Genomic DNA, 17,164 nt, shown 5'->3' with positions numbered 1-17,164 from the left:
TGTTAATACCCTATTTTTATTAAAATCACTCCTAAAAAGCAGATAAACTTTTTTTTTACCCTATTTTACCAAATAAATTAAGGCAAAATAATGTATTCATAGGCTTAAAGAATCAGAAAGCAAAATAGAATAATTCAAATAAAAAATTATACCAAACCGCAAAAGCACAGAATATTGATATAGAAAAAATACAATTCAAAAAATTGCCTTCTCTCAAAAAAGTATAACGTTTAGCACGAAAAAAATAGTATTGTCGTGGAATTGTGAAATTTCTTCCCTAATTTTGCACCCGAAAAAGAGTTAATAAGTTCAAGATGTACGAACAATTACATAAGTGAAGTATCTCTTCCATTTTGTAAATCACTAGTACTTGGGAAACATCTAACTAATAACCTCTCAAATCGAATTCCAAAATCACAAATCCAACTATAAAAAAATGGCATCAGTCAGACCAGATGAAGTGTCAGCCATCTTGAGAGAGCAACTCTCAGGTGCAAAGTCAGAGGCTGAACTCCAAGAAGTAGGTACCGTGCTACAAATCGGTGATGGTGTAGCTCGTATTTACGGACTATCGAAAGTACAAGCGGGTGAATTGCTCGTATTTGAAAACGGCTTGAAAGCCCTAGCCCTTAACCTCGAAGAAGACAACGTAGGTGCGGTATTATTGGGTGAATCATCTGAAATCAAAGAAGGCGACACCGTAAAACGTACAGACGAAATCGCCTCAATCAAAGTAGGTGACGGTATCTTAGGTCGTGTCGTGAACACACTTGGCGAGCCAATCGACGGCAACGGTCCTTTGCAAGGACAACTTTACGATATGCCACTTGAGCGTAAAGCTCCAGGGGTAATTTATCGTCAGCCAGTAACAGAACCTCTTCAAACAGGTATCAAAGCAATTGACGCAATGATTCCAGTAGGTCGTGGTCAACGTGAGTTAGTTATTGGTGACCGTCAGACAGGTAAAACAACTGTTTGTATTGACACAATCATTAACCAAAAAGAATTTTACGACGCAGGTAATCCAGTTTACTGTATCTATGTAGCTTGTGGACAAAAATCGTCAACAATCAAGCAAGTAGAACAAGCCCTTCGTAAAGCAGGTGCTATGGACTATACTGTAATTGTAGCGGCAGGTTCTTCTGACCCAGCTCCGATGCAATTCTTTGCTCCATTTACAGGTGCTGCTATCGGCGAATTCTTCCGTGATACAGGTCGTGCTGCATTGGTAGTTTATGACGATTTGTCTAAACAGGCTGTATCTTACCGTGAAGTTTCGTTGCTTCTTCGTCGTCCTCCAGGACGTGAAGCTTACCCAGGTGACGTATTCTATCTTCACTCACGTTTATTGGAGCGTGCTGCAAAAATCAACTCTTCTGACGAAATTGCTAGAAACATGAATGACCTTCCTGAATCTATCAAAGGAATCGTTAAAGGGGGTGGTTCATTAACAGCTCTTCCAATTATCGAAACTCAGGCTGGTGACGTTTCTGCTTATATCCCAACTAACGTAATCTCTATTACTGACGGTCAGATTTTCTTGGAAACCAACTTGTTCAACGCAGGTATTCGTCCAGCAATCAACGTAGGTATTTCGGTATCTCGTGTGGGTGGTAATGCTCAAATCAAATCAATGAAGAAAGTAGCAGGTACATTGAAGCTTGACCAAGCTCAATTCCGTGAATTGGAAGCCTTTGCTAAATTCGGCTCTGATTTGGATGCTGCTACGAAATTGACTATCGAGCGTGGCCGTCGTAACCTTGAAATGTTGAAACAACCAAACGGTCATCCTCAACGTGTTGAAGAACAAATCGCTATGATTTTTGTTTCTACCAACGGTTTGATTGACAACGTGGTAGTAAATAAAGTTCGTGAGTTTGAAAAGGATTTCATCGGTGTAATGAATGCTACACAAAAATCTACGATGGATGCCTTGAAAGCAGGTAAATACGATGACTCTTTGACTGATGTGTTGAAGAAAGTGGCGAAAGAAGTGGCAGTTAAGTATCAAGCATAGTTTTTGAATGATTAGATGAGAGAATAGGCACAACGTGCTTGTTCTCTCATTAATATATAATCTGTTCAGAAATTTCACTCGAATTTCAATCATTCACTCTTTCAATCATTAGCAGAAGATGCCTTCATTAAAAGAAGTCCGTAACCGAATAGTATCAGTAAACTCTACTCAGCAGATTACTAAAGCCATGAAAATGGTATCGGCGGCTAAGCTTCGCCGTGCAACAGATGCTATTGTACAGATGCGACCTTATTCGCAAAAATTGACCGAAATGATTGCAACTGTTTCGGCCAATGCAGAGGGAGCTCAATCAAATCCATATACAAACGCTCGTTCTATTCAGAGTGTTTTAATTATTGTTGTTACTTCAGACCGTGGTCTTTGTGGTGCATTCAATGCCAATGTTGGTAAGGCTGTAGTAAACCTTATTAATGAAAAATATCCTAGTCAATTTGAAGCTGGTAAAGTTGAAATCTTGGCTATCGGTAAAAAAGGTGGCGAATACCTAAGCCGTCGTGGTTACAATGTTAATAACCAATTTGTTGATACTTTCAGCAAATTGAGCTTTGCAACAGTTCGTACAGCAGCCGAATTTGCTATGAACGGGTTTGTTGATGGCAAGTACGATGTTGTTGAAGTAGTTTATAACGAATTCAAAAACGTAGCAACTCAGATTCTGAAAGCTGAACAAATGTTGCCTATTGTTGAGAAAAAAGACGACCAAACTAAGAAATCAAATGTTGATTATATCTTTGAACCTTCGGAAGAAGAAATTATCAGCGAATTGATTCCTAAAGCTTTAAAATTGCAAGTCTTCAAAGCTGTTTTAGAATCAAATGCTTCTGAACACGGTGCCCGTATGACTGCCATGGACAAGGCTACCGATAATGCTGGGGAGTTGTTGAAAGAATTAAAACTTATCTACAACCGCTCACGTCAGGCTGCAATTACGAAGGAAATCCTCGAAATTGTAGGTGGTGCCGAAGCTCTAGCATCTGCTTAGTCTTTGATATATCCTCAAAAAGACTCATCTCAAAGGATGAGTCTTTTTTATTTTATCTGCTCCTATTCTAAACAATCGCGGCAAACAATAGTTGTTATTTAAAATACCATTCTGATGAAAAACTTAGCATATATTTTGCTCATTGTTGCTATTGTGGCAACTGTTGCCCTGATTACTTGGGGAGCTATTACCCTCTTTCAAACCACAAATGGCTTCAATGAAAAAACGTTTTTTATTGTACTCATTGGAGGTATCATTAGCATTGGCCTTGTAGGTCGAGTAATAGTACTAATAAAAGACAGTACTCGCAAATAGGGTTTTATTTACCTTCTACTATTTCTTCGTAAGCAGCTCCAATACTTCGCTGTATACCATCGCCTTTCCATTCGGTAACACCAGGAATGGCGGTTGCTTTCAAAATTTCATCTTTCGATTTACCCGCTTTTGCTGCTGTATCTACGTATACTAGAAGCTTTTCGAGGTAATCTTTAAATGCCTTTATATCTTCTTTATTTCCTGTTATCTTTTCTGGGTCAAAAGCATGCCCAAATACAAAAAGTGTATCTTTATCAAAGGTTTTATCTATTGAATCCAGCACATTTACCCAGCTTTTGATATTAGCTCCTGCTGTTTTATCTACAAATGGATAACGACGGTTGAATACCAAATCGCCAAGATGGGCAATATTAGCATCTTCAAAATGTACAATTGAATCGCCATTGGTATGCCCCGCTCCAAAATAGTGCATTTTGATAGTTTCTTTGCCTAACTTTTGCTTCCACTGAGTAGCATAAGTAATGTCGGGAAATAACTGTTTATCTACTGTTTTTTGCTTCTCGGCTGTAACTTGCTGATTTTTTAAAGAATTCTCATGAGCTACTACATGCTCAACAATACCTTTAAACGAAATATTCCCCCCCGAATGGTCGCCATGATGATGGGTGTTAATCAAAAGCTTAATAGGCTTTTCTGACATCTTTTTTAGCTCTTCAATCAAGTGTGTCGATTGCTCAGGAAACTGTGAGTCCACAACAGCTAAGCCTTTAGCTGTTTGTAAATATGCAATTGTACCTCCCTTTTCTGTAAAAACACCTACACCATTACGCAACTCTTTGAGCTTGTAGGGGGTATCAAGTATATTTATCTTTTGGGGCAAAAATAAAGATTTACTCATGCCCAATGTAACAAGCCCCAAGGCCGAATTTTGAAGGAAATCTCGTCTTTTCATACTATCAAGGAAAGAATAAAGGTTCATGTTTACTATTCATTCAATGATAAGCATTTTTACTGAGTCATTGTTTTATCTTTGAAACAATTCCATCAACTTTTCGACAAACGAACCTCTCTAAATTCTGTATGAACTATGCAACAGCTCAGCATCAAAAAACACCACCCTGTTGAAGGTTATGAACTGGGGTATCACTGGCCAGGTTTTCCTACTTTTACGGTTCATATTTATTGGCTCGATGGCCTACTTATCGATACAGCTCAGTACAACTGCCGGCACAACGTAAACCATATTTTTGCCAACAAACCTCTCGAACAAATTGCTTTAACACATTGGCATGAAGACCATATCGGCAATGTAGCATCGTTGTACCAAAAACATCACCCAAGGGTTTGGGCTCACCCTTTTACGGCTAACAAAATCAGGCATGGTTTCGATATTATGCTTTACGAAAAATACTTTTTCGGGAAGGTTCGACCTCATGTTTTCCCTATTCAAAATATCCCTCAGTTTATACAAACACCTCATTATCAACTAGAAACAATCCATACACCTGGCCACTCAGTCGACCACCATGTATTTATCGAAAAACAACACGGCTGGCTTTTTTCAGGTGATTTATTTGTGAGTCAAAAAATCAAAGTATTCAGAAAAGGGGAGAATATTTGGCAACAAATTCATTCTATTCAGAGGGTTTTACAAGAAGATTTTGAACAGCTTTTTTGTGCACATAATCCTCAGCTCAAGCATGGAAAACAAGCCCTTAGCCAGAAGCTTCAGTATTTTGAAGACTTTACTGGCTCCGTTTTACAATGGCATCAGGAAGGATACAATACCGTGGAGATTATTCAAAAAATGCAATTGAAAGAAAAAACGTGGATTAATATCATGACGGCATTCGACGTAAGTGTACGGTGGATGGTAGGTTCTGTGATTAAACATTTACCTACCACGTAGGTACTTGGTGAGTATAGCATTTTGAGATTCAATCCTTAACTATTACATAATTATGATTAAAAGCAAACTTGCTTTGTACGATTACTTAAATAGAAATTAGGCTTGTTTTTTATATTGATAAAAAAAACATAATAATGCCTATTTTTGTATTTTAATTGATTAAAGTTTTTTACAATTCTCCAAAACAAACACCATGAAAAAAATTGTAGTATTATTGTTCGCGATGGCTTCTATCGTGACAGCCCAAGCCCAAGTTATCAAAACCCCTGCTCCTAGCCCAACCCAAACAATCAAACAAGATTTTGCTTTGTCTTCGATTGAGATCACTTACTCAAGACCCAACATGAAAGGCAGAACGGTTTTTGGTGACCTTGCTCCTTACGGAAAGTTGTGGAGAACAGGGGCTAACGCTGCTACCCGAGTAACCTTTGGCGAAGATGTAACCGTAGGTAGTGTAGCCCTAAAAGCTGGCTCGTATGTGTTGTATACCGTTCCAAACAAAGATGAATGGGAAGTTATTTTCAACAAAGGACTCAACAACTGGGGTGTTGATGGCTACAAAGCTTCGGAAGATGCTGCCAAGTTTAAAGTGAAACCGACAAATCTTTCGGCTCCTGTAGAAACATTCTCGATTCAATTGGCCAATGTAACACCTGCAACTGCCGACATCGTAGTGGCTTGGGAAAAAACCCAAATCAGTATTCCTGTAACAGCCGAAATTGATTCAAAAATTTCAAAAGCCATTGATGCAGCTATGAATGTCGACAACCGTCCATATTTCCAAGCGGCAAGCTATTATTTTGAAACAGGAAAAGACCTTAATCAAGCTTTGGCTTGGGCCAACAAAGCTATCGAAGCAAATCCAAAAGCGTTCTGGATTGTACACTTAAAAGCTAAAATTCAAGCTAAATTAGGTGACAAAGCTGGTGCTAAAGCTACTGCTAATCAGTCGATTGCTCTATCTAAAGAAGCTAAAAATGATGATTATGTAGCCCTAAACGAAAAGTTAATTGCTTCGTTAAAATAAAAAACATTACTCTTCAAAGTCCTCCTAAGTCAATTTATTACTTTGGAGGGCTTTTTTATTATCTATCTTAGTTATTATTGTCAAAAAAAACATCTACCTTTGCACCATTATAGATTTTTGTAAAAGATTCTTGCCGAATCCATACTCCCATGAAGCTAATATTTATTTTCTCCTAATTACTCCTTTCACAGTACTGCAAAGTCCTGCCTTCATGGATATTGTACTTTTTCAAGTACAAACATCATATATTTGTAATAGCATTACTTTTTGTTCAGTATTCCAAGGACAACCTATTGGTTTGTTTGTCTTTATAGACAGTCATCAAACATCTATACAACCAACTAAAGATATTTAAGCTAGTATGAGCATACAACCCAAAATCCAGATAAACCTCGAAGAAATTAACCAAAAAAGACAACGCTTAGACACGATTAAAGCTGAGCTAAAAAACGAGTTTATCGGTATAGATTATATCATTGACGAATTAATTAATTATATCCAAATCTGGTTTATTATGCCAGCCATATTGACTCGCCCAATTATTATCAACCTTTGGGGCATGACTGGCGTTGGCAAAACTGACCTAATCAGAAAACTGGTAACTAAACTTCAATTTCAAGAACGTTTTGTTGAAATTGAACTATCTAATAGCGAACATTCATGGAATTATAATGTTGCGACAATGTTCGAATCCAATTGTATCAACGATGGCCAGCCAGCAATAGTACTTTTCGACGAAATTCAGCGATTCTATACTATCGACCCCGAAGGAAAACCGATGAATAATTCTCGTGCACAAGATTTTTGGGAATTATTGTCGGATGGAAAACTGTCGAAAAGAGATAGTAAAGAGGCTATCGACGAGTACATGCAACGCTATTTGTATGCTACAATGCAACGTCAAAAACGTCGTGCTAAAATTAAAGAATTACCAGTAAACGCTGAAATAGAGCAAGAAGACGAAGAAGACTTGACAGTAGGTATTTGGGAAGCCAACAACCTCAAAAAAGCCTTTGACCTCGAAGGGTCGGTATTGGACATTGCCGAAATGAAAGAAGAGGATATTCTGAAGATTATGCAACAAAAAAGAGATAAAAAAACGGTTTATGAACCCTTCGACCACTCTAAAACGTTGATAATAATAAGCGGTAACTTAGACGATGCCTACTCGATGGCCAACGAAACTGGAGAAGCAGACGTTGATGCCGATATTTTTAGGGCTTATACCGAAAAAATCACGATAGTAGATATTAAAAATGCTTTGTCAAAGAAATTCAAGCCCGAACAAGTAGCCCGATTTGGTAATATTCACTTGATTTATAGGTCTTTGAAAAAGCAGGATTTTAATCAATTAATTAATCAAGAAATTAGAAAAATTATTCAAAAAAATAAGGAGCATTTTGGTGTAGATATTGAAATTTCGCCCAATATCAATCAACTCATTTATCAAAATGGGGTATTTCCTGTACAAGGTGTAAGGCCTGTTTTTTCGAGTATTACCGATATTGTTGAGTCCAATTTATCTACCATTTTGTTTGAGGCATTTACCAACAACTATATGCACATCAAAATGGATTATAACTTTGATACACAGCAGATTACTGCCATTTTGGCTGACAAAAAAACAGTTTCATTGCCTTATATTGGTAAAATCGACAAAATCCGACAAAATAATTTGCCCGATATGATAGCTAATATTTCGGTACACGAAGCTGGTCATGCTTTGGTATACGGTTTATTGCTAGGCTTAGTACCATTGCAACTCAAATCGAGGGTAGCTTCTTCGTATGCCACAGGCTTTTCGTTTCCGCATTTGTTGCACCTTTCAAAAAGCAATATTATCCACAAAATAAAAATTTATTTGGCAGGAGGTATTGCCGAAGAAATTGTTTTTGGCGAAGACCATATCACTATTTCGCACGCCTACGACCGTGAAGAAGCCGTAAGTTTGATTATGGAGTATATCCGAAAGTACGGTTTTGATAGCAACTTTTCGGCTTATTATGGTCAGTCTGGAGCTTATAGTATGGATACCAGCGTAACCGACTGGTCGATTGAGAAAATGATGAAAAATTTGCAAAACGAAACAAAAGAGTTGCTCGAAGCTAATAAAGATTTTCTGATTGCTTTGTCAAAACTTTTATTTGAAAAAGGTAGCCTTCTGTCGACCGAAGTAGTAGAAATGGCCAAAACATTTGGGTATGATTTTGGTATTAAAGATGAAAATTATTTATTATTAGCCCCTTACGAAAAAATATTACATGAATTTCGCTAAAATAACCTAGTGGCATTAGCCCTTTTTAACTGCAAGTAAGTCATTCCGACTTTTTGCTTTTTATAGATACAAACGAATTACCCATTTCTGAAAATACAGATTATGCATAGTACATATAAAGAAAAAGAAACAGCCGTACTGGTGGCTGTCCAAACACAAAAACAAAACGCAGAACAAACCAAGGAATACTTGGATGAATTAGCATTTTTGGCCGATACTTCTGGTATCGAAACATTATATACATTTACCCAAAAACTTGAAAGACCCGACAACCGTACTTATGTAGGTAAAGGCAAAATGCAAGATATTGTTATGTATGTAATTGATAATGATGTGGATATGATTATTTTTGATGATGACCTATCTCCTATTCAAATCAGAAATATCGAAGCTGAATTTACTGTACTTCAAAAAGAAGTAAAGGTACTTGACCGTAGCTTGTTGATCCTCAATATTTTCTCTATGCGTGCTCAAACGGTTCAGGCTCGTACACAGGTAGAATTGGCACAGCAGCAATATATTCTGCCTCGCCTAACTCGCATGTGGTCGCACCTTTCTAAGCAACGTGGTGGTGTTGGTATGCGTGGGCCAGGTGAAAAAGAATTGGAAACTGACCGTCGTACTGCCAATGACCGTATTTCCTTTTTGAAAGAAAAATTACGCCAAATTGATAAGCAAGCTTTTACACAACGTAAAAACCGTGATCGGATGGTACGTGTGTCGTTGGTGGGCTATACCAACGTTGGTAAATCAACACTGATGCGTCGATTGGCTAAAGCTGATGTATTTGCCGAAAACAAACTTTTTGCTACCGTAGACGCTACTGTACGCAAAGTAACTATCGACACGATTCCATTTTTGCTATCAGATACTGTAGGGTTTATTAGAAAATTACCAACCATGTTGATTGAATCATTCAAATCAACGCTCGACGAGGTAAGAGAGGCCGACATCCTACTACACGTAGTAGATATTTCGCACCCTAACTACGAAGAGCAAATTGCTGTTGTAAATGAAACCTTAACCGAGATTGGTGCTTCTGATAAACCAACCATTTTGGTTTTCAATAAAATTGATTTATTTGAAGCAGAATCGGTGAGTATTGAAAAAGAAGATTGGGAAATCAATCATTCGGAAGATGCCCATAAGTGGGAAGAACAACCCAAAGACCAAGCTTCGAGAATTCAGAAGGTAACAGAATTCCTGAAAAATTCTTATTTGCATACGCCTCAGCCTCTCGCTGTTTTTGTATCGGCCGAGCAAAAAGAAAACCTTGATGAATTACGCGAAACCTTGCTCAATTTGGTAAAAGAACGCCATTTTCAGATTTTTCCTAACTGGCTTGCCAGCGATTCGGTCTATGCTACAGGCGAGGATTTGATTACAGAATAAGTACCAAAAATATATTCCCAAAATCAAATTTGCTTATTAGCTAGTTTTTTGAGAATTTTGCAACATTAGTAGCTCTTGTAGCTACTCGGCACTGTAGTTCAATGGATAGAATAGACGTTTCCTAAACGTTAGATGCGGGTTCGATTCCCGCCGGAGCCACAATTTTCAAAGCGTTTTGTCTGGCAAACAAAACGCTTTTTTTATGATTATTTTCCACAAAACCTATATACGTAAATTCATCTATTTATTCCTCTAAAATCACGTTTTCGTATTACTTATTCTAAGGTAAAAGGTCTATTTTTTCTTCTATATTTGTTTAGCACATTTTCCTATTTTATCATATTCCCCAAATATTTTTTTTGAAACAATAATTTTTTTAAAAATTTATATATCTATATATCAGATACTTATATGTTTATTCGGAAAATTCTCAAATAATATTCCAACCTAATTCAAACCTTCTGCCTCCTTAAAAAAAACAATAACAACAAAACTAATATGAAAAAAGTCCTTTTTAGTATCTTCGCCGCCGCAACAATGATGGCCTGTTCAGATGATAACGTATCTACTCCAACCAAATTTATTTTGGAAGATAAATTTGATACATCAGCCCAAGGTTGGGTAGGTGATTTTGCTGATTATCCAGTAACCGATTCAGTGTTTTATCAACTTAGTTATTCGCACACAAAATTGCCTGCTCCACTAGACTCTACCAAGAAAGGTTTACGTATTTCGGGCAGTAATCATAGCGATGACTTGTTTATGTTTATGAAAAAGAAAGTGTCAGGTCTAAAACCTAACCAAACTTATTCAGCCAAATTTGAAGTAGAGTTTGCTAGTAATGTTCCAAAAGGTTTGTTTGGTGTAGGTGGTTCGCCTGGCGAAAGCGTGTACTTCGGAGCGGGCTTCAGTGCAATCGAGCCTAAGAAAGAAAAAGATAATGGCTATTACCGTATCAAAAACATTGGTAAAATTTCGCAAGCTACCGATGGTAAAGATATGAAGGTAATGGGTAATGTAGCCAACGATTCGGAAGAAGCTAAATACAAACTAGTAAAACGCACAGGAACAGTAACAGGAAAAACTGACGACAAAGGCCAATTGTGGCTGATTGTAGGTACAGATTCTGGATTTGAAGCTATCACAACTTTGTATTATACCAAGGTAAATGTAGAGTTCAATGAGGTTGCTAATAGTACTGGCAACCAATAAAATAAAGTATAGCGATGCTATTGATAAGGTAGCATCGCTATTTCAAAAAATCTTAGAAAATATGCTGCCAAATAACATCGTAAACATCGGTAGCTTGAATTTCAGATTGTGATAACGGCTGGTCGGTAACCAAAATGGGATAGTATTCTTTTCCGATATTGATCCCTCCATGAGAGCCTTTTACCAACGAGGCATCGAGCGGAATCACATCCATTAAATACCTGAATCCCAATAATTTACGAGCTAGCTTATATGCTGCTCTTAATTTAATCAGCGGGTTGGCAGGATTCATAAACATCTCAACGGGGTCATATCCTGGCTTTCGGTGAATATCTACCAAACGTGCGTAATCGGGTGCTTTGGTATCATCTAACCAATAATAATACGTAAACCAACTATCGGCATCGGCCATGAGTACAAAATCACCCGAACGCTCGTGATTTATATGATATTCTTGCTTGGTTGTTTCGTCCAATACTAAAGCGACTCCTTGTATTTTTTCAAGAATAGCCCTAACAGCTTCTTTTTTACTTGGGTCGTTGACATACACATGAGCAATCTGGTGGTCGGCTGTAGCAAAGGCTTTTGAAGCTCCACAGTCGAGTAGTTCTAATCCTTTTTCAACACGCACCGAAATAAGCCCATTCTCACGTAAAATACGATTGATATGAATCGGATTATTCACATTATTGATACCATATTCCGACAGTAGTATTACCTGAGCATTTTTACTTTTATAATAGGTAACCAAATCCTCAACCAGTTTATCTACTTCACCTAATTCTTTGTGAATTTTAGAAAAATCTACACCAAATTTTTGCAAACAATAGTCTAAATGAGGCAAATAAATAAGTGTTAGTGTTGGGTCATGCTTTTTATCAACCCATACCGAAGCATCGGCAATCCATTTCGACGACTTGATATTGGCGTTTGGCCCCCAGAAATTAAATAGCGGAAACGTTCCTAATTCGGCTTGTAGTTCATCTCGCAATTCGGCTGGGTACGAATAACAATCAGGAGCTTTGACACCATCTGCATGATACTGCGGGCGTGGCGTTACCGAAAAATCGGCGGTGGCGTACATATTGTACCACCAAAACATTTTGGAACATGTAAAGTTGGGGTTTTGCTGTTTGGCAGCCTCCCAAATTTTTTCGGCTTTTACCAGTTTATTTGATTGCTTCCAAAACTTCACTTCGCTGTCTTCTCGGTCATACCAGCCATTACCAACAATACCATGCTCTTCAGGAAATTTTCCTGTTACATAACAGCTTTGTGCCGTTGTGGTTACAGCAGGTAATACTGGTTTGATATGCGTAAGATGATGTTCATCAAAATATTTTTTCAAAAAAGGCGTATGCTCACCAATCACACTAGTGCTTAGCCCTACGATATCTATTACTACCGTTTTTTTCATGACTTTTACTGAAGTAAGTTAATGTACAAAAGTGATTTGATAACCACCGAAATACGATAATAGATGAATACTGATACACAAAATATCTGCATTTTCATAGAAAACTGTCGTTTCTGTTATACGCTAAAATCATTTTGTATTTCTCTTTATTAATCTATCTTTCCAAATACTGACCGAGCATTCTTTTACAAAATACTTTTTACCCAAGCTATTTCTCGAATAATTGATTCGTCTAGCGGAGCTTGATAATCGGCAGGTAATACTCCCCAAGTATAGGTTTCTATTTCTAACTGAGCAGTAAAAGGTTTCAGCTTTTGAATGGCCAAGATTTTTTCTATTTCTTGACGGGTAGATGACAGCAAGCCGTAATGCTCGATAAATAGAGGTACATGAAAATGTACACGCCATTCGGCAAACTGTACTGATAGAGCTGCTAGTAGTGCTTCGCCCAAATCGGGGTATTTTACAAAGGTATTATCAGCTTTTCGAGCTACAACTTGGTGCAAATAGCTTGGTTCGTCGTAGCGAGCTATGGCAGCAAGCTTCTCGGTAGGGTTATCGCTAAAATCCACTTTCAGAGCTGAACTAATCTGGATTTTACCTACTTTGATACCTAATTCTTCTAACTTTTGGATTACTTCGGCTGGCTCTTCGTAGCTTACCGCAAAGTGACAAACGTCGTAACAAAGCTGAATATGTTCGTAAATATATGTTTTGGCCAAGGCTTCGTCTATTCCTTTTTGGGCAAAATGTTGGATGCCTAAAGGCAATAAAACCTCCTGATACCAAGTAATAAATTCTGGTGAATTTTCAAGAATACCGTCTGGCTCTGGCTCAATATCCAAATGCAACGATTTGCCTGTAGTTTTTTTGATAGCAACCAATTCGTCGAGTACCACAAGCATATTTTGGGTAGCTAGTAGTGTGGCCTCTTGCAAATCTTTGGAGGTTTTCCACCAAAAACGGTACGACAACGGCGATGTTGAAATACCCCCTTCTGAAAGATCATCAGGCAAAATTTCGGCTAAAATACGAAACATCCGAATGGTATAAGCTACTCTATCTTGGGTGGTCCAATCGGGGGCATGCACTTGGTCTTTTACTACGGTATTGTGAAACCCCCCATAAGGAAAACCATTCATTGTAAATACGTAGCAGTTATTTTGGGTTAACCACGTTTTTAGCTTGTCTAAATTTTCTTTTTCTGAAAGGTCGATACTGGCCTGATTGGCCAATCGCAAACCAATACCAAAGGCATTTTGGGGGCTTACTTGCTGCTTGATAACAGGAATACTCTTTTGCAATACAGCAAAATGATGTTGCCAGTCTTCTCCTGTATGAATATTGCTACAATAGGTCAACAGACCTGCTGATGTTTGCATAGAATATTAGAAATATTTTAGTTTTAACCTATTTTTAAACAAGTTCAGTCCGCATTAAATATTGGATATTTTGCCCAACATTATGCCTTCTGAAGTGTTTGTTCTGCTATATTGGCGAGCCAATCAACCGATTTTTTGACCAAATCGAAGTCTATTTCGTGTACCTCTTCTCCTTTTCCAAGCTTTTTCAGCAAAGTAATAGTAAGCTGGCCACCAAGGTGTTCTCTAAACTCGTTTAGGCCTTTCCAAAGATTAATCTTATCATTTTCGCCCAATGCAGGATGGTATAGTTCAAACCCTAAGTTTTGTAATAATACAATAATACGGTTTAGCTCGTCGAGGGTGAGGTCGCCTTTGAGGTGCGAATACACAGAATCCAGAGCAATACCAATAGCAACGGCTTCGCCATGACGAATCGAGAAATTGGTAAGGTATTCTAATTTATGAGCAGCCCAATGGCCAAAATCTAGGGGGCGGGCAGAACCACTTTCAAAGGGGTCGCCGCTTGAAATATGCTGGACGTGTAATTCAGCACAGCGGAAAATATGCTCGTACATTGCTTTTTCGTTACGAGCCGACAAAGCCAAAGCGTTTTGTTCTAGCCATTCAAAAAAGGTTAGGTCTTTGATAAGGGCTACTTTTACAGCCTCGGCAATACCCGAACGCCAATCTCGCTCGTTGAGTGTACGTAAAAACGTTGTATCGTTGAATACCGCCACAGGAGGAGCAAATGTGCCTAGAAAGTTCTTTTTACCAGTATAATTAACCCCATTTTTTACTCCTACACCAGAGTCGTTTTGTGAAAGTACCGTTGTTGGAATCCGAATATGTTTCACACCACGGTGAGCCACCGCCGAAGCATAGCCTGTCATATCCAAAAATGCCCCACCACCAATAGCAGCCACAAAAGAATGGCGGTCGATACCATATTGGTCGATTGCTTCGAGGGTTTTCTCAAAATAAACGGGGTCATTTTTAACTTGCTCGCCTCCTGGTAATACCAAAATTTCGCTAGCTAGCTCTACAAAGTCCTGATTTTTAAAATAGTTTTGTATTGCACTTTTCAAAGCAGGGTGATGAATTGCTACACCTTCATCGATAAGAAATAGAATTTTTTTCCGAAAAGTATTACTACCATAATTACGAATAAAATCTATAAATAGGGTGTTTGCAGGATTGAACAGGTTTTCGGTAAATTGAATATTATAAGAAAACTGTACCTGAAACGTTTGTTGAATAACTGACATCGAAACTATATGTTTTTGCAGGAGTGTCTCCTACGATATTTGATTTATTTAGTAATATATTAAAGTTTGCTCTTACGTAACGGCAAATATTTTGGCCAATCGAATAGAAATAGGTAATAACAAAACCACCACAAGAGCCACAGCCCAATTGCCTGCAACACCTACCCAAGCAGCATCCATAATAATCAGGGAAATAACCCCTGCTTTTACGGCTTTACCAATATTGGGGCCTATAGGGTTTTGAATAGCTACCAACAAGGGCCTGAATATCATATACAAATGAGTGATTACCAAGGCTACCGTTAACCATAAATTGCCCAATTGGTACGCAAAAAACACTTGACAAATACTTACCGAGACATACAAAAAACCTGCGAAATAAAGTGTTTTTGGGTTTCCGCCATGTACTTCGCCTCTGCTAACCATTGTTACAGCGGCAATATAAACTACAGGAATAATTCCTAAATACCACCATTGTTCAACGGCATTGGGCAAAACACTAATACCCAATAATAAATTGCCTCCACGACATAGACCCATATTAATAGGCCCCAAAATAGCATTATGCTTGCCAAATCGGTCATAAATAACGGCTAATAAAGCCACCGATAAGGCTATCATTGCACTTTGAAAGCTAATCAATCCTGCCAGCAAAATGCCTACTACCAGTAATACCAATGCCAAAATAGTAGCCTCCATTAAGGTTACTCTTCCACTGGGAATAGCTCTTTCGGGACGTTCTATGGCATCTAGTTTGGCATCAAAGACATCGTTAAAGACAACGCCACCACCGTAAAGTCCAATAGTGGACATAGACAAGATTAGAACAGTTTGAAAACAAGAAAAGTTTATTTCAAACAAAAAACCTGAAATGGCCATGCCAGCCATAATATCGGCTACAGCCGTTACTAAATTGGCTGGCCGCATGAGTTGCAAATATGACTTAATATCCAAAACTTAACGAATTAAAAGGGCGTTTTTATCAATTCTAGGCTGCTGCCCTCCTCTCAGAATGGTATTTCCATTGAAAGTTTTACTTTGGTCGATTTCGCCTACATTTTCAAAATCTTCTATATTGATTTGTCCGCTTTGAGCAAAAGCGTCGATAGCATTTTGGTAAGTAACCAAACGAATATCTTCGTCCGAAATACCTTTCATTTTCATCAAAGCGGCCGTTTTGGCTACAGCCAGAGGATCGCTAATACCCCAATCGGCCGCTGAATTAATCATGATTCTTTCAGCTCCATATTGCTTTACAATTTCGACCATACGTTCGTTACCCATTTTGGTAAATGGATAAATTGTAAAGGCAGCCCAAAACCCTTGATCTAACACACTTTTTACGGTTTCTTCGTTGTTATGGTCGATAATCACCATACTGGGGTCAATACCGTGTTCTAAGGCAATAGCCATACTTTTTTCAGTACCACGACGCTTGTCACGGTGCGGTGTGTGTACCTGCACAGGTAACCCCGCCTCTTTGGCAAGTTCTAGCTGCAAACGATAATATTTATCTTCGGCGGCAGTTTGGTCGTCAAAGCCTATTTCGCCTACACCCACTACACCTTCTTTGTACAAATACAAGGGCAATATTTCCATTACCTGCTCGGCCAATGGCTCGTTATTGGCCTCTCTGGAGTTGAGCCCAATAGTACAATAATGCTTGATACCAAACTGTGAAGAACGGAAACGCTCCCAGCCTACCAAGCTACTAAAGTAATCTTTGAAGGTAGCCACACCTGTACGAGGCTGACCCAACCAAAAAGCTGGTTCTATAATAGCAACAACGCCTGCATCGGCCAAAGCCTGATAATCGTCGGTGGTACGAGAAGTCATGTGGATATGCGGGTCAAAGAACTTCATGTCTTTGATATAATCCATATAATTGGCCTGTACATTTTGTGCAGTAGCAAGCTCTTCGGCAGTTCCTTCAAAGTGTGAAGGATTTTGACTTATTTCTGAATGTTTTTGACACATAATATTATATAGTTAGGATTTCCAGCTTAA

General features: G+C 38.3%; 14 protein-coding genes and 1 tRNA gene. 9 read left to right on the top strand and 6 right to left on the bottom strand.

The window, feature by feature from the left end; translation table 11 throughout:
• Nucleotides 1–436 precede the first annotated feature (436 nt).
• The 3 genes from atpA to FLEMA_RS0165195 all read left to right on the top strand — a co-directional run bounded on the left by atpA (nt 437) and on the right by FLEMA_RS0165195 (nt 3,335).
• Nucleotides 437–2,017, top strand: a complete 1,581-nt coding sequence (gene atpA, locus FLEMA_RS0165210) for a F0F1 ATP synthase subunit alpha (protein ID WP_026998049.1) — start codon at nt 437–439, stop codon at nt 2,015–2,017.
• A 118-nt stretch (nt 2,018–2,135) separates the two neighbouring features.
• The gene (gene atpG, locus FLEMA_RS0165205; RefSeq protein WP_026997661.1) at nt 2,136–3,020 is read left to right on the top strand and encodes an ATP synthase F1 subunit gamma; all 885 of its coding nucleotides are present in this window, start codon (nt 2,136–2,138) and stop codon (nt 3,018–3,020) included.
• 114 nt (nt 3,021–3,134) lie between these two features.
• Nucleotides 3,135–3,335, top strand: coding sequence for a hypothetical protein (locus FLEMA_RS0165195; RefSeq protein WP_026997660.1), 201 nt, complete (start codon nt 3,135–3,137; stop codon nt 3,333–3,335).
• 4 nt (nt 3,336–3,339) lie between these two features.
• On the opposite strand, the gene FLEMA_RS75600 is transcribed toward FLEMA_RS0165195, so the two are convergent.
• Nucleotides 3,340–4,248 (bottom strand): MBL fold metallo-hydrolase, encoded by a 909-nt coding sequence (locus tag FLEMA_RS75600; protein WP_044175367.1) that lies wholly within the window; start codon nt 4,246–4,248, stop codon nt 3,340–3,342.
• 135 nt (nt 4,249–4,383) lie between these two features.
• On the opposite strand from FLEMA_RS75600, the gene FLEMA_RS75595 reads away from it, so the two are divergent.
• From FLEMA_RS75595 to FLEMA_RS0165100, 6 genes are all read left to right on the top strand, one after another.
• The gene (locus FLEMA_RS75595) at nt 4,384–5,205 is read left to right on the top strand and encodes an MBL fold metallo-hydrolase (protein ID WP_044174158.1); all 822 of its coding nucleotides are present in this window, start codon (nt 4,384–4,386) and stop codon (nt 5,203–5,205) included.
• 193 nt (nt 5,206–5,398) lie between these two features.
• The gene (locus tag FLEMA_RS0165145; RefSeq protein WP_026997659.1) at nt 5,399–6,232 is read left to right on the top strand and encodes a DUF2911 domain-containing protein; all 834 of its coding nucleotides are present in this window, start codon (nt 5,399–5,401) and stop codon (nt 6,230–6,232) included.
• Between the two features lie 361 nt (nt 6,233–6,593).
• Nucleotides 6,594–8,507 carry an AAA family ATPase gene (locus FLEMA_RS0165130; protein ID WP_044174156.1) on the top strand — a complete coding sequence of 638 codons (1,914 nt, stop codon included), beginning with the start codon at nt 6,594–6,596 and terminating at the stop codon, nt 8,505–8,507.
• A gap of 102 nt (nt 8,508–8,609) precedes the next feature.
• The gene (gene hflX, locus FLEMA_RS0165120) at nt 8,610–9,899 is read left to right on the top strand and encodes a GTPase HflX (protein WP_026998048.1); all 1,290 of its coding nucleotides are present in this window, start codon (nt 8,610–8,612) and stop codon (nt 9,897–9,899) included.
• A gap of 87 nt (nt 9,900–9,986) precedes the next feature.
• Nucleotides 9,987–10,058, top strand: a tRNA-Arg gene (locus tag FLEMA_RS0165115).
• A gap of 339 nt (nt 10,059–10,397) precedes the next feature.
• Nucleotides 10,398–11,111: a hypothetical protein gene (locus FLEMA_RS0165100; protein WP_026998047.1), complete on the top strand. Its 714-nt coding sequence runs from the start codon at nt 10,398–10,400 to the stop codon at nt 11,109–11,111.
• A gap of 52 nt (nt 11,112–11,163) precedes the next feature.
• Here the strand turns inward: FLEMA_RS0165100 and FLEMA_RS75590 are convergent, their stop codons facing one another.
• The 5 genes from FLEMA_RS75590 to FLEMA_RS75570 all read right to left on the bottom strand — a co-directional run bounded on the left by FLEMA_RS75590 (nt 11,164) and on the right by FLEMA_RS75570 (nt 17,134).
• Complete coding sequence (locus FLEMA_RS75590; RefSeq protein WP_044174155.1) at nt 11,164–12,528, bottom strand: alkaline phosphatase family protein; 1,365 nt, start codon at nt 12,526–12,528, stop codon at nt 11,164–11,166.
• A gap of 185 nt (nt 12,529–12,713) precedes the next feature.
• A complete protein-coding gene (eboE, locus tag FLEMA_RS75585; RefSeq protein WP_044174152.1) occupies nt 12,714–13,910 on the bottom strand; it encodes a metabolite traffic protein EboE in 1,197 nt (398 codons plus the stop codon).
• Nucleotides 13,911–13,990: 80 nt separating this feature from the next.
• Entirely contained in the window at nt 13,991–15,157 is a 1,167-nt protein-coding gene (locus FLEMA_RS75580) for a 3-dehydroquinate synthase (RefSeq protein ID WP_044174150.1), read from the bottom strand.
• 72 nt (nt 15,158–15,229) lie between these two features.
• Nucleotides 15,230–16,111 (bottom strand): UbiA-like protein EboC, encoded by an 882-nt coding sequence (eboC, locus tag FLEMA_RS75575; protein ID WP_262486530.1) that lies wholly within the window; start codon nt 16,109–16,111, stop codon nt 15,230–15,232.
• Nucleotides 16,112–16,114: 3 nt separating this feature from the next.
• Complete coding sequence (locus tag FLEMA_RS75570; RefSeq protein ID WP_044174147.1) at nt 16,115–17,134, bottom strand: TatD family hydrolase; 1,020 nt, start codon at nt 17,132–17,134, stop codon at nt 16,115–16,117.
• Nucleotides 17,135–17,164 lie beyond the last annotated feature (30 nt).

The sequence above is a fragment of the Flectobacillus major DSM 103 genome, from assembly GCF_000427405.1.
Classification (GTDB): Bacteria; Bacteroidota; Bacteroidia; order Cytophagales; family Spirosomataceae; genus Flectobacillus; species Flectobacillus major.
The sequence above is the reverse complement of the archived record's forward strand: the minus strand, read 5'-3'. Positions and strand labels throughout refer to the sequence as shown.

Bases quoted from the DNA above. Each gene is read 5' to 3' on its own strand.
- FLEMA_RS75600 (WP_044175367.1), bottom strand. From the start codon at position 4,248: ATGAAAAGACGAGATTTCCTTCAAAATTCGGCCTTGGGGCTTGTTACA.
- FLEMA_RS0165145 (WP_026997659.1), top strand. From the start codon at position 5,399: ATGAAAAAAATTGTAGTATTATTGTTCGCGATGGCTTCTATCGTGACA.
- hflX (WP_026998048.1), top strand. From the start codon at position 8,610: ATGCATAGTACATATAAAGAAAAAGAAACAGCCGTACTGGTGGCTGTC.
- FLEMA_RS75595 (WP_044174158.1), top strand. From the start codon at position 4,384: ATGCAACAGCTCAGCATCAAAAAACACCACCCTGTTGAAGGTTATGAA.
- FLEMA_RS75570 (WP_044174147.1), bottom strand. From the start codon at position 17,134: ATGTGTCAAAAACATTCAGAAATAAGTCAAAATCCTTCACACTTTGAA.
- FLEMA_RS0165195 (WP_026997660.1), top strand. From the start codon at position 3,135: ATGAAAAACTTAGCATATATTTTGCTCATTGTTGCTATTGTGGCAACT.
- FLEMA_RS75580 (WP_044174150.1), bottom strand. From the start codon at position 15,157: ATGTCAGTTATTCAACAAACGTTTCAGGTACAGTTTTCTTATAATATT.
- FLEMA_RS0165130 (WP_044174156.1), top strand. From the start codon at position 6,594: ATGAGCATACAACCCAAAATCCAGATAAACCTCGAAGAAATTAACCAA.
- atpG (WP_026997661.1), top strand. From the start codon at position 2,136: ATGCCTTCATTAAAAGAAGTCCGTAACCGAATAGTATCAGTAAACTCT.
- eboE (WP_044174152.1), bottom strand. From the start codon at position 13,910: ATGCAAACATCAGCAGGTCTGTTGACCTATTGTAGCAATATTCATACA.
- FLEMA_RS0165100 (WP_026998047.1), top strand. From the start codon at position 10,398: ATGAAAAAAGTCCTTTTTAGTATCTTCGCCGCCGCAACAATGATGGCC.
- atpA (WP_026998049.1), top strand. From the start codon at position 437: ATGGCATCAGTCAGACCAGATGAAGTGTCAGCCATCTTGAGAGAGCAA.
- FLEMA_RS75590 (WP_044174155.1), bottom strand. From the start codon at position 12,528: ATGAAAAAAACGGTAGTAATAGATATCGTAGGGCTAAGCACTAGTGTG.